Annotated in this window: 9 protein-coding genes; 6 read left to right on the top strand and 3 right to left on the bottom strand. The window is 72.1% G+C overall.

All coding sequences use genetic code 11. The features are described from left to right. Nucleotides 1–6: 6 nt before the first annotated feature. The 5 genes from mtrB to TBIS_RS03875 all read left to right on the top strand — a co-directional run bounded on the left by mtrB (nucleotide 7) and on the right by TBIS_RS03875 (nucleotide 6,787). Nucleotides 7–1,791 (top strand): MtrAB system histidine kinase MtrB, encoded by a 1,785-nt coding sequence (gene mtrB, locus TBIS_RS03855; protein WP_013131028.1) that lies wholly within the window; start codon nucleotides 7–9, stop codon nucleotides 1,789–1,791. Continuing rightward, the gene (locus TBIS_RS03860) at nucleotides 1,788–3,596 is read left to right on the top strand and encodes an LpqB family beta-propeller domain-containing protein (RefSeq protein ID WP_013131029.1); all 1,809 of its coding nucleotides are present in this window, start codon (nucleotides 1,788–1,790) and stop codon (nucleotides 3,594–3,596) included. Before mtrB ends, TBIS_RS03860 begins: the two co-directional genes overlap by 4 nt. 305 nt (nucleotides 3,597–3,901) lie before the next feature. Beyond that, on the top strand, nucleotides 3,902–4,618 hold the full coding sequence (locus TBIS_RS03865; RefSeq protein WP_013131030.1) for a ComF family protein: 717 nt from the start codon (nucleotides 3,902–3,904) through the stop codon (nucleotides 4,616–4,618). 680 nt (nucleotides 4,619–5,298) lie between these two features. Further along, on the top strand, nucleotides 5,299–5,943 hold the full coding sequence (gene hpf, locus TBIS_RS03870; RefSeq protein WP_050760620.1) for a ribosome hibernation-promoting factor, HPF/YfiA family: 645 nt from the start codon (nucleotides 5,299–5,301) through the stop codon (nucleotides 5,941–5,943). Between the two features lie 139 nt (nucleotides 5,944–6,082). Next, nucleotides 6,083–6,787 carry a response regulator gene (locus tag TBIS_RS03875; protein ID WP_013131032.1) on the top strand — a complete coding sequence of 235 codons (705 nt, stop codon included), beginning with the start codon at nucleotides 6,083–6,085 and terminating at the stop codon, nucleotides 6,785–6,787. Between the two features lie 361 nt (nucleotides 6,788–7,148). On the opposite strand, the gene TBIS_RS03880 is transcribed toward TBIS_RS03875, so the two are convergent. Beyond that, the gene (locus TBIS_RS03880) at nucleotides 7,149–7,415 is read right to left on the bottom strand and encodes an HGxxPAAW family protein (protein WP_013131033.1); all 267 of its coding nucleotides are present in this window, start codon (nucleotides 7,413–7,415) and stop codon (nucleotides 7,149–7,151) included. 226 nt (nucleotides 7,416–7,641) lie between these two features. Here TBIS_RS03880 and secA point away from each other — a divergent pair, with 226 nt between their 5' ends. Continuing rightward, nucleotides 7,642–10,443, top strand: coding sequence for a preprotein translocase subunit SecA (gene secA, locus TBIS_RS03885; RefSeq protein ID WP_013131034.1), 2,802 nt, complete (start codon nucleotides 7,642–7,644; stop codon nucleotides 10,441–10,443). A gap of 557 nt (nucleotides 10,444–11,000) precedes the next feature. Here the strand turns inward: secA and TBIS_RS03890 are convergent. Next, entirely contained in the window at nucleotides 11,001–11,468 is a 468-nt protein-coding gene (locus tag TBIS_RS03890) for an Rv3235 family protein (RefSeq protein WP_013131035.1), read from the bottom strand. Nucleotides 11,469–11,932: 464 nt separating this feature from the next. Then, nucleotides 11,933–12,436, bottom strand: a complete 504-nt coding sequence (locus tag TBIS_RS03895; RefSeq protein ID WP_013131036.1) for a MarR family winged helix-turn-helix transcriptional regulator — start codon at nucleotides 12,434–12,436, stop codon at nucleotides 11,933–11,935. Nucleotides 12,437–12,666 lie beyond the last annotated feature (230 nt).

Consider the following 12,666-nt stretch of genomic DNA (forward strand, 5'->3'; position numbering starts at 1 on the left):
CCGGTCATGTCGACGCCTGCGAGGAGTCGAACCCGCCGGCGGACTCCGCGGCAGATCGCGCGGGGCGTACGCAGGCGTGCCCGGCGCGCCGCGGGCGCGGTTCGCCGGCTGTGGCGGCGATCCCTGCAGCTGCGGGTGGTCACCAGCACGCTCGTCCTTTCCATGGCCGTGGTGGTGGTGCTGGGGGTCTTCCTCATGCAGGCGATCACGACCTCGGTGCTGCACAGCAGCGAGGTCGCGGCCTTCCAGGAGGCGCGCGCCAACATCGCGACCGCCAGCGGGTTCCTCAGCACCCCGCCCGCCGAGGTCGCGGACATGTCCCAGGGCGACCCCGGCGGCACCCGGACCGGCAACCCGGTGGAGGAGGCGGCGGACGCCCTCGCTGTGCGGTCCGGGGGCCGCTACCACGTCGTCATCCTCAACGAGCACCGGGTGGGCGAGGGCCGCGCCACCGGGAACGTGGACCGGGCCAGCATCCCCGAGGCCCTGCGGCAGAAGGTCCGGACGAGCCAGGAGGAGCGGCAGCTCTACCGGCAGTACGCCTCGATCAAGTACCTCGGCCGGCACAAGCCCGAGAAGGGTCTCATCGTCGGCGCCCGGGTGAACGGGAGCTACGAGATCTACCACCTGTTCCCGCTCGTCGCCGAGGAGCGGACCCTCTACTCGGTGCAGCGGATGCTCATCGGGACCGGCATCGCGCTGCTCTTGCTGCTCGCCGGGGTGGCCTCGCTCGTCACCCGCCAGGTGGTGACCCCGGTACGGCTCACGCGCCAGGCGGCGGAGCGGCTCGCGGCCGGCCAGCTCGAGGAGCGGCTCAAGGTGCGCGGGGAGGACGACCTCGCCCGGCTCGCCGCCTCCTTCAACGAGATGGCCTCCAACCTCGCCGTCAAGATCCGGCAGCTCGAGGAGCTCTCGCAGGTGCAGCGGCAGTTCGTCTCCGACGTCTCGCACGAGCTGCGCACCCCGCTCACCACGATCCGGATGGCCGCGGACGTGCTGTACGAGAGCCGGGAGTCCTTCGACCCGGGGGCGGCGCGGGCGGCCGAGCTCATGCAGAACCAGCTCGAGCGGTTCGAGGCGATGCTCACCGACCTGCTCGAGATCAGCCGGCACGACGCCGGCGCGGCAACGCTCGACCTGGAGTCGGTCGACATGCGGGACGTGGTGCTGCGCGCCGTGGCGGACTCCGAGGCCCTCGCCGAGCGGCACTCGACCCGGTTCGAGCTCCGGCTGCCGAGCGAGCCGTGCATGGCCGAGGTGGACACCCGGCGGGTGGAGCGGATCCTGCGCAACCTGCTGTTCAACGCGATCGAGCACGGCGAGGGCAAGGACATCATCGTCACGCTCGGCGCCGACCGGGACGCGGTCGCGGTCGCGGTGCGGGACTTCGGCGTCGGCCTGAAACCGGGGGAGGAGAACCTGGTCTTCGACCGGTTCTGGCGGGCCGATCCCTCCCGGGCGCGGACGATCGGCGGGACCGGCCTCGGCCTGGCGATCGCCAAGGAGGACGCGGAGCTGCACGGCGGCTGGCTCCAGGCGTGGGGGGCGCCCGGGGAGGGCACCCAGTTCCGGCTCTCGCTGCCGCGGGTGGCCGGCACCGAGCTCAAGGGCTCCCCGCTGCCGCTGGTCCCGCCGGAGGTGGAGATGCGGCGCACCTGGCGCGGGCACGGCACGCCCGTGCTCACCCCGGCGATCAGCATGGTCCCCGAGGTCGGCGACGGGGCGAACGGCGGTCAGCAGGACCGGCGGGAGGGCGTGGGCGCCCGCCAGGGCCAGGAGGGGCGCCGGTGAGGGCTGAGCGGATCCGCCGCCGGGCCGTCCGGCGGTACGGCCTGCCGGGGCTGGCGTTCGCCCTGATCGCGCTGGGCGCGGGGTGCGCCATGGTGCCCGCGAACAGCAGCCCGCGCCTCGCCGACGAGGGCAGCGGGCGGGACACGCTCAGCCGGCCGTACGTCCGGATGATCGCCGAGTCCCCGAAGCCGAACGCCTCCCCGGAGGACATCGTCCGGGGCTTCCTCGCCGCCATCGCGAGCTTCGACGACCCGCAGCTCACCATCGCCCGGCAGTACCTCACCGAGGAGGCGGCCGTGCGGTGGAACCCGTGGCGCACCATGCGGGTGTACGAGGGGCGGATCTCCATGTCCGTCCCGGCCGCGCAGCTCGCCCGCGCCCAGGAGACCTCGGTCACCCTCCGGGGCACGGCGGTGGCGACCATCGACCCCGAGGGCCGGTACACCCCGGCGTCCGGCGAGGTCGAGGAGACGTTCACCCTGGTCAAGGTCGGCGGGGAGTGGCGCATCGCATCCGCCCCCAACGAGCGGCTGCTCTCCACCGACGACCTGCAGCGGGCCTTCCGCGCGGTCGACCTCTACTTCCCGCCCACCATCCCGGCGTACGGGCTCGTCCGCGACCGGGTGTGGGTGCCGATCGACCCCGCCCGGGGCCTGCCGGAGACCCTGGTCCGCCGCCTGCTCGCCGGGCCGACCAAGCCGATCGCGGACGCGGTGAGCACCGCCTTCCCGCCGGGGACCGACGTCAACCAGATCAGCGTCGAGGGCGACACCGTCGTGGTCGACTTCACCTCGGCGATCGAGTCGGTCCCGCTCACCCAGATGGAGGCGATGAAGGCGCAGCTCGCCTGGACCCTGGGCGACCTGGCCACCGGCCGGACCATCGAGATCCGGGTGAACGGGGAGCCGTTCCGCGACGGCGGGCTCCGCTTCCGGCCCGCGGACTACGCCCGGTTCGACCCGGACGCGATCGGCTCCCAGCCGCAGGCCTACTACATGCAGCGCGGCCGGTTGCACCGGGTGAAGGAGAAGGGCGGCGGTGAGCCGGTCGCCGGGGCGGCCGGTGAACCGGGCACCGCGTTCATCCACCCGGCGGTCTCCGCCGACGACCCGCCCATGGTGGCGGCCCTGGTGGCCGGGGACGGCATCTACACCACGACGATGGCCCGGGGTGTCCAGTGGCAGCGGTGGATCGCCGGCAAGGACCTCACCCCGCCCTCCTGGGACCGGTACGGCGCGGTGTGGACGGCCGAGTGGGCCGACGGCCGTACCCGGGTGTGGGAGGGGATCTCCGGCCAGGCCCGCCGGGTGTTCATCCCCGAGGAGCTCGCGGCCGAGCGCGTGGCCGCCCTGCGGGTCTCCCGCGACGGCGCCCGGGTCGCGATGATCATCGAGGGGTCGAAGGGCCGCAAGGTCAAGATCGGCACGATCATCCGGCAGGGCCAGCAGTCCCGGATCGACAACGTGTTCACGCTGATCGACGCCCAGGAGGGCCAGGAGATCAAGGCCATCGCCTGGCAGGGCTCGGCCGAGCTGCTCGTGCTCACCAAGGGCAAGGGCGGCCAGGAGCTCGCCACCTGGTCGGTCATGGAGGGCATGCCGGTCCCGGACGCGGCGATCAAACTCGACGCGCAGGCGGAGATCGACCGGATCGCCGCCGCGCCGGACCACGTGCTCGCCGCGGTCGACGTGGACGGGGACCCGAAGACCGCGGACAGCGAGGTGCGCAGCTACGACGCGGACAAGCGGACCTGGACCCCGATCGCGAAGGACGGCGCCACCGACCCGATCTACCCGCTGGGGTGACCGGCCGCCCCGCTCGGCCTGCTCGTGCTCCCCGCCGCCTCCGAGGGCGCCGGGCGCGCCGATCACCGGGGTGACCCGCCGCCCGCCGGGCCGTTGTGGCGGATCGCGGTGCGCCGGGCGTGCCGGGTCGCCGGGGTCACCCGCCGCCCAGCCGGGCCGTCCTCCGGATGCGCCTGCCGTGCGGGGACGGTGGTCTCCCGGGCGTGCCACTCGGACGCCTGCCGTTCGCGAGGCATGGGGGTGCCGGGTCACGTGACCGCGCCGGCCGGGCGTGTTCTGTCGGTGGCGGGCGGCATGCTCGGGGTGTGCTCGCCGCCCTGCTCGACCTGCTCCTGCCGCCCCGCTGCGCCGGTTGCGGGGCGCCGGGCGCGCCGGCCTGCCCGGGCTGCACCGCCCTGCTGCGGGCGCCAGCCCCGCGCCCGCCGGAGCCCGCGCCACCGGGTCTGCCGGAGTGCTGGTCGGCGGCCCGCTACGCGGGCCCGGCCCGGCGGATGATCCTCGCCTACAAGGAGCGCGGCCGTACGGCTCTCGCCCCGGTCCTCGCCGGATGCCTCGCCGAGGTGGTGGCCGCCGCGCTCGGCGGCCGGCCCGCGCCCGTGGCGCTCGTCCCGGTGCCCAGCGCCCGGGCCGCCGTGCGGCGGCGCGGGCACGACCCCATGGGGGTGCTCGCCACCCGGGCGGCCGCGCTGCTGCGCGAACGCGGCGTGCCGGCGGTCGTGGTGCGAGCGCTCCGGCCGGCGAGACGGGTCGCCGACCAGGCCGGGCTGACCGCGGCGGAGCGGGCGGCCAACCTCGCCGGGGCGCTGGAGGCCCGGGCGCCGCGGGGCCGGTGGCCCGCCGGGCTCAGCGCGGTGCCGGTGGACGACATCGTCACCACGGGGGCGACGCTCGCCGAGGCGTCACGGGCGCTGCGCGCGGCCGGGGCGAGGGTGGCGTTCGCCGCCACGCTCGCGGCGACCGGCCGCCGCCGGCCGGCCCGGCACGCCCGCCCGGCGGCGGTGGCGCGGGAAGGGGACGCATGAGGCGGGAAAGGGACGGCCGCCGGGGCGGCGGAACCGGGCCGATTCCCGGCCGGGGAGAGGCCGGGCCGCGGCCCGGGAACCAGGGAACGGCCCGCCGCCGGGCCGGCGGGTGAAGGGTGATTGTCCCCACAGGCCGTTACGGAAGGTGACCGACGAGAATCAATGCGGGCGGCCGCGGGCCCGTCCTCCGCCGTGCCGTACGGGAGCGTCTTCGCTGATCATCGGGGATGCCCGGTTCAAGGGCCGGACGCTGGTGGGGCGGTGTGTGCATCGGTCAACAACGGTGAGCAATGGGAACGGTTAACGCAAAGTGATCGTTCGGGCGATCCCACTGCTGACATTCCGCGCGTCACGGGCTAGCGTGCAGACATGGCACCCGTTCGGGTCCGTGGTTGCGCCGGACCGTTTCCGGGCTCGGAGACGGTCTGGCTAGCCGATGCCAGCCGCAGGCGAAACGGCCCACGTAAGGCGACTCTTGGTCGTCCGATCACGGTGCGGCTTAGAGGTAAGTCCTGCCCTCTCGGAGGTCCAGATGTCCTCTGCAAGAGGAGAAGGGCAGTAGTGGCGAGTGAGCTGCGAACCCCTCAGCAGGCGGATGTGGGGACGAAGACCAGGTCGGCCGGACGGGTGCCCTGCACAAGCGCTGAACGCCACCGTCGATGGGCGAAGGGGGGCTGGTGGTGGACATCATCGTCAAAGGGCGCCACACCTCGGTCAGCGATCGGTTCCGTGAGCTCGCGGTCTCCAAGCTGACCAAGCTCGAGCGCTACGACAGCAAGCTCATCCGCATCGACGTGGAGGTCTCCAGCGAGAACAACCGGCAGAGCGCGCAGCGGGAGCGGGTCGAGCTGACCGTCCACTCCCGCGGCCCGGTGATCAGGGCCGAGGCGTCGGCGGAGGACCGGTTCGCCGCCCTCGACATCGCGCTGGACAAGCTGGAAGAGCGGCTGCGCCGGCTCCGCGACCGCAGGAAGTCCTACCACGCCAACCTCCGCCGTGCCCCGGCGCCGGCCCCCAGCGCGCCCCCGGCGGAGCAGCCCGCGGAGAGCGCGACGGCCGAGGCGCCGCCCCAGTGGACGGAGGAGCAGGGGCAGGAGGCCGACGAGGAGTCCATCGTCCCGATCCCGATGGAGGGGGAGGGGCCGCTCGTGGTCAGGGAGAAGTTCCACAAGGCCGCCCCGATGACCGTCGACCAGGCGCTGTTCGAGATGGAGCTCGTGGGCCACGACTTCTACCTCTTCCGGGACAAGGACACCGGCGTGCCGAGCGTCGTCTACAAGCGCCGGGGCTACAACTACGGTGTGCTGCGGCTGATCGAGGAGTGATCGCCGCGCGGCGGGCGCGGGCGGCGGCCCTGGTGGCCGCCGCTCCGTTGCGGCCGGGCCCGCGACGAAGATCCACACGCACTGGGGAACCCGTGTAATGATGGCGATCTAGCGTCCTTGGCCCCCACAAGGAGGTTCCGTGACCCGACCCGACGAGGCGGTCGCAGCGTCCGACCGTGGCGAGCCCATCCGCGTGCTCATCGTCGACGATCACGCGCTGATTCGCCGCAGCCTCGAACTCGCCCTGACCGCGGAACCGGACATCGAGGTGGTGGGGGAGGCCAATGACGGCCTGGAGGCGGTCGAGTTGGCCTCCCGGCTCATGCCGGACGTGGTCCTCATGGACGTCCGAATGCCGCGGCAGGACGGGATCGAGGCGACCAGGGCCATCAAGGAGGCCGTGCCGAGCGCCCGCATCATCATGCTCACGGTGAGCGACGAGGAGGAGGACCTCTTCGAGGCGATCAAGGCAGGGGCGACCGGTTACCTGCTGAAGGACGTTCAGATCGACGAGGTTCCCGACGCGGTCCGCGGTGTGTACGAGGGGCAGTCGCTCATCAACCCGGCCATGGCGGCCAAGCTGATCAGCGAGTTCCAGACCCTGAGCCGCCGGGAGGCGGAGCGGCCCCCCCAGGTGCCGGCTCCCCGGCTGACCGAGCGGGAGATGGAGGTGCTCCGGCTCGTGGCGAAGGGAATGCACAACCGCGAGATCGCCAAAGCGCTGTTCATCTCCGAGAACACCGTCAAGAACCACGTCCGCAACATCCTGGACAAGCTGCAGCTCCACTCGCGCATGGAGGCGGTCGTGTACGCGGTGCGCGAGCGGCTGCTGGAGATCACCTAGCGCGGACGCGGGTGTCCCGGCCACCCGGGCGACGACGGGCGGCGCGATGCTCGCCCGGACGGCGGGAGGGGGCCGCCGGTCGTGCCGGACCGTGCGCACGCCGGCGGCGCGGCATGCCGGGCAACGGCTCCTCGGTGTCCTCGTGTCGGGTCGATGCGCTCCGGGACGGCCGCGGGCGGCCGCGCGGAGGCGGCGGGGCGGAACCGCGGGCAGGACAGACGAGGACGCCGCCGCGAGGGCGGCGGCGTCGGGAGACTCGGCACCGGGATGGGCCCGGGGACATCGTTGCGGGCCTGATCAACGGCCGGATCGGCCGGCGCCCACGGTCCGGGGCCTGACCGGCCGCCCCGGGCGGGATGCGTCAGGACCGGCGCTCGAACGGGGAGTAGTGCTCTTCCACCGGGACCTGGCGCGGCGCGTCCACGATCACGTCCGAGAAGACGTCGAACACCAGGGCCAGCACCCCGCCGACCGCGCAGATGCCCACTCCGACCCAGACGAGGGTCCAGTTGGGCCCCATCGTCAGGGCCACGCCACCGAGAAGGAAGCCGATGAGAATGATGGTGATGGCGAGCCAGGATTTGGCACGTCCCGCCGAGTGGCCGCCGTCAAGTCCGCTCTGAGTCATATCCGTTTTCTACCCGATGGGGATGGTGGTCGCAGCATCGGGGGAACGCCAGCGGCGTCCCCACCGTCTATGAGAAGATCATTCCCATTGACCGCTGGCGAGGCGCGTCGTGGGTCGGGTGGCTGTGTCTCGCAGTGGAACCGCCTACGATGGCAACCGGGGAAATCGTGTCTCGTCCTCACCCCGGGTGAAGCGCCGGGGCAAGACCTGCGAGGAGCTTTACAAGGTGCCAGCCATTCTGTCCAAGATCCTTCGCGCCGGCGAGGGCAAGATCCTGCGTAAGCTCAAGCGGATCGCCGAGCAGGTCAACGCCATTGAAGAGGACTTCGTCAAGCTGACCGACGCGGAGCTGCGCGCTCTCACCGACGAATACAAGCAGCGGTACGCCGACGGCGAGTCCCTCGACGACCTGTTGCCCGAGGCGTTCGCGACCGTCCGTGAGGCCTCCCGGCGGGTTCTGGGCCAGCGCCACTTCGACGTGCAGATCATGGGCGGCGCCAACCTCCATATGGGCAACATCTCCGAGATGCTCACCGGTGAGGGCAAGACGCTGACCTGTACGCTACCCGCCTACCTCAACGCCCTCACGGGCAGGGGGGTCCACGTCGTCACGGTCAACGACTACCTGGCCCAGCGTGACGCCGAGATGATGGGCCGGGTCTACCGGTTCCTCGGCCTCGAGGTGGGCGTGATCCTGGCGAACATGCCGCCGGACCAGCGCCGCAAGGCGTACCAGGCCGACATCACGTACGGCACGAACAACGAGTTCGGCTTCGACTACCTCCGCGACAACATGGCCTGGTCGCTCGACGAGTGCGTCCAGCGCGGCCACTACTTCGCGATCGTCGACGAGGTCGACTCCATCCTCATCGACGAGGCCCGTACCCCCCTGATCATCTCCGGCCCCGGCGAGCAGTCGGCCAAGTGGTACCGGGAGTTCGCCAAGATCGTGCCCAGGCTCCGCCGGGGCACCGAGGGCAAGGACGGTGAGGAGCCCACCGGCGACTACGTCGTCGACGAGAAGAAGCGCACCGTCGGCATCCTCGAGTCGGGCGTGGAGAAGGTCGAGGACTGGCTGGGCATCGACAACCTCTACAAGCCCGAGCACACGCACCTCGTCCAGTACCTCAACAACGCCCTCAAGGCGAAGGAGCTGTTCAAGCGGGACCGGGACTACATCGTCGTCGACGGCGAGGTCCTGATCGTCGACGAGTTCACCGGGCGCATCCTGCACGGCCGCCGGTACAACGAGGGCATCCACCAGGCGATCGAGGCCAAGGAAGGCGTCCCGATCAAGGACGAGAACCAGACCCTGGCCACGATCACGCTTCAGAACTACTTCCGGCTGTACGAGAAGCTCGCCGGTATGACCGGCACCGCGGCCACCGAGGCGAACGAGTTCTGGCAGACCTACCGCCTCCACGTCGTCCCGATCCCGACCAACCGTCCGATGATCCGCAAGGACATGCCGGACGTGGTCTACAAGACCGAGGACGCGAAGTTCGAGGCCTGCGTCGAGGACATCAAGAAGCGGTACGAGAAGGGCCAGCCGGTTCTCGTCGGCACCACGAGCGTGGAGAAGTCCGAGAAGCTCTCCCGGATGCTCAAGCGCGCGGGCATCCCGCACCAGGTGCTGAACGCGAAGAACCACGCCAAGGAGGCCGCGATCATCGCCGAGGCGGGCCGCAAGCACGCGGTCACCGTGGCGACGAACATGGCGGGCCGCGGTACCGACATCATGCTCGGCGGCAACCCCGAGTTCCGCGCCCACCGGGAGCTGCTCGAGCGCGGCCTCTCGCCGACCGAGACCCCGGAGGAGTACGAGAAGGCCTGGCCGGAGGCGCTGGAGAAGGCGAAGGAGGCGGTCAAGGCCGAGCACGACGAGGTGGTCAAGCTCGGCGGGCTGTACGTCCTCGGCACCGAGCGCCACGAGTCGCGGCGGATCGACAACCAGCTGCGCGGCCGGTCCGGCCGGCAGGGTGACCCGGGCGAGTCCCGCTTCTACCTCTCCCTCGAGGACGACCTGATGCGCCGGTTCAACTCCGCCAAGGTCGAGGCGATCATGAACCGGCTCAACATCCCGGACAACGTGCCGATCGAGTCGAGCATCGTCACCAAGGCGATCGCGTCGGCGCAGCACCAGGTCGAGCAGCAGAACTTCGAGATCCGCAAGAACGTCCTCAAGTACGACGAGGTGATGAACCGGCAGCGGTCGGTCATCTACGCCGAGCGCCGCAAGGTGCTGGAGGGCGCCGACCTGCGCGAGCAGGTGCGCCGGTTCATCGGCGACGTGATCGACGCCTACGTCAAGGGCGCGACCGAAGAGGGCTACGCGATCGACTGGGATCTCGAGAAGCTCTGGAAGGCGTTCGCCCAGCTCTACCCGATCTCCATCACCATCGACGACGTGATCAAGGAGGCGGGTGGCGAGCGCGAGGACCTGACGCCGGAGCTCATCGCCGAGAAGGTCAAGGAGGACGCGCTCAAGGCCTACGACCGGCGCGAGGAGGAGCTCGGCGCGGAGACCATGCGCGAGCTGGAGCGCCGGGTCATCCTCTCCGTGCTCGACCGCAAGTGGCGTGAGCATCTCTACGAGATGGACTACCTGCAGGAGGGCATCGGCATGCGCGCCTATGCCCAGCGGGACCCGCTGGTCGAGTACCAGCGCGAGGGCTACGAGATGTTCAACGCCATGCTGGAGGGCATCAAGGAGGAGTCGGTCGGCTACCTCTTCAACCTCCAGGTCGAGGTGCAGGAGAACCCGATCGTCGAGGAGAACGCCGAGGGCGACTCGGCGGTCGCGGAGGCGAGCCAGATCATCGCCAAGGCCCTGCGCCAGCCCACCAGGCCCGAGGAGATGATCTACTCGGCGCCGACCGAGACCGGCGACGTCGAGGTGAGCCGGGTGCGCTCCACGCCCGAGCAGCGCGCCGCGTACGGCAACGTCGAGCGCAACGCTCCCTGCCCGTGCGGTTCGGGCCGGAAGTACAAGCGCTGCCACGGCGCGCCGCAGAGCGCCAAGTCGTAGCCCGCCCAGTCCTGCCCTGCCGCCCCGCCGGCCGTACGCCGGCCGCCGGCGGCCGGCGCCCGCGTGCCCTGCGGCGGATGTGCCCGTCCGCCGCGGCGCCGCATGGCCGAGCCATGGTCAAGTCCGGCCGCCGGTGTGGTCGTCGCCCGCTGCGCAGGGGGAGTTCCGGCGGCCTGGGTCTTGACCGTTCGGTGCGGTCACGGGCTGCCCGGCGGCCGGAGCCGCGCCGCCCGGCCGGACCCACGGGAAGCCCCGATGACCGGGGTCATCGCCGCCTGGCAGGGCAAGGCGACCAAGGCCATCGTGGTCACGCCGCGGGCGGGACCACCGGACGGCCCGGGAGCGGGGTATCGCCACCCGGCCGGACATGGGAGAGCCCGATGGCCGGAGTGATCACGGCTCGTCACCGGGCGGGCAGGCCGGCCGCCGTCATCGTCGCCCGGACGGAACGGCCGGCGGCCTGGCCTCCAGGGCTCCGCCGCCCGCTGGGGCATGGGGAGATGCGCTTCGGGGTCATGGCCGTACGGCGGGGCCACCGGGGCGGCCCGCCGCCGGGGTCAGGCGGTCTCGAACTCGGTGACCAGCCACTGCACCCCGAACCGCTCCAGCCGGACGGCGAGCACCCGGCTGCGCGCCCCGCAGTGGACGAGCAGGCACATCTCGATCGCACCGTCGCGGGGCCGCTGCACGTGGGGCGGCCCGACGAGCGGCGGGCGCTCCGCGTTGATCATCTTTCCGGCCCGCAGCAGCTCGCGATAGGCCCGCTCGGCGAGCCGGTCCTGCACGGTCTGTGGCGGCCGCCTGCCGCAGAGGACCTCGGCGAGCGCCTGGCCGAGCCCGCGCAGCATCCGCTCGCTGGGAACCGGTCCGGCCGGCCCGGCGGTGCGCCGCGTCCGGGCCGGCGGCCGCGGCGGGGCGAGCGCGAGCGAGCCGTACGTCACCGGGGCCGCAGTCTCCTCGTCGTCGTACGGGGGATCGGCCGGAGGCACCGCGACGCGCCTCGGCAGGGGGATGGTCTTTCGCATCGCTGACTCCGTCGGGGTCGGGTCGAGACGGCGCTCATGACTCCGCCCCAATGGAGGTTCCGGCCTTCGCCGTTGATACACGTGCCGCCAACTTTCTCGCCCGGCACCCTGATCCGTGGTGATTCGCCGGGAAAGACCGCCGCGAGTTGGCGCGGTGGTCCGGGGGATCGGCGCGATTCCGGTGCGGGGATGGGGGTTGGTTCCGGCGGCCGAAAACACGGCCGGGTACGCCGGAGCGCTCAGCGGTGGTGCGGGCCGCCGCCCTCGCCCGCCGGGGCGGCCCCCCGGGGCCGCCGGCCGGTGACGGGGCTGCACGGACGGCAGGCGGGTGACGGACCTGCCCCGGGCCGGCGACAGGCCTCCATAGACGCCGGGCCGATGACGGACCTGCCCGGGCCGCGGGCGCCGCCGCCCGGGCCCTACCGCGGGACGGCCGGCCGCGGGCGTCTCCCCCGGAGGACGCGTCAGCCGCCGGTCCCGGCCGGAGCGCCTCTCGCCGGACGCCTCCCCTCGGGGCGCAGGGCCCGGGCGCACAGGGTGAGACCGTCCGCGAGCACCTTGCGGGTCGCGTCGTCGACCTCGGCGAGCATGACCTCTTCGATCTCATCCAGCGAACGATCGCATCGCTTGAGCACCGACAGCCCTCTCCGGGTGAGCCGGGCGCACAGCACGCGCCCGCCGTTCGGGTGGGGGTCACGGCGGACCAGCCCGCGTTGTTCCAGGTCGCGGATGACGAGGTTCATCGCCTGTGGCGTGACGAAGGCGATGCGGGCCAGCTCCGCCGAGGACAACCCGTCGCGCAGACGCAGCTCGCTGAGCGCCATGTAGGCGGTGGTGGTGACGCCGTGCCGGGCGAGCGCCTCGTCCAGGCGGGCCCGGATACGGCGCTCCAGCCGGAACACCAGGTAGCTCAGGCGCGGTGCCGACGCGGCCGGCTGAGGAGCTCGAGAGGTACGAGGGGCGGTCACCGCAAAACGATAACGTGCGCCCGCCGATGTAAGTTTCGCGACCAATATCAACTTGCTTTATAACAAGTGGCTTGATAATCAGCGCAAAGCCGTCTCACCCGGCCGGACCAGCGAGATCGCCGCACGAGCCGGTCTTGACCCCCGCTCGAAGCCGTGCCTACTTTCCCCCTGGCACCCCAGGGGTCGGCGGCCGCGAACCCCCTATGGCGAGCAGAGGAGAAGCGGTACCC

It is taken from the genome of Thermobispora bispora DSM 43833, from assembly GCF_000092645.1.
Lineage (GTDB): Bacteria > Actinomycetota > Actinomycetes > Streptosporangiales > Streptosporangiaceae > Thermobispora > Thermobispora bispora.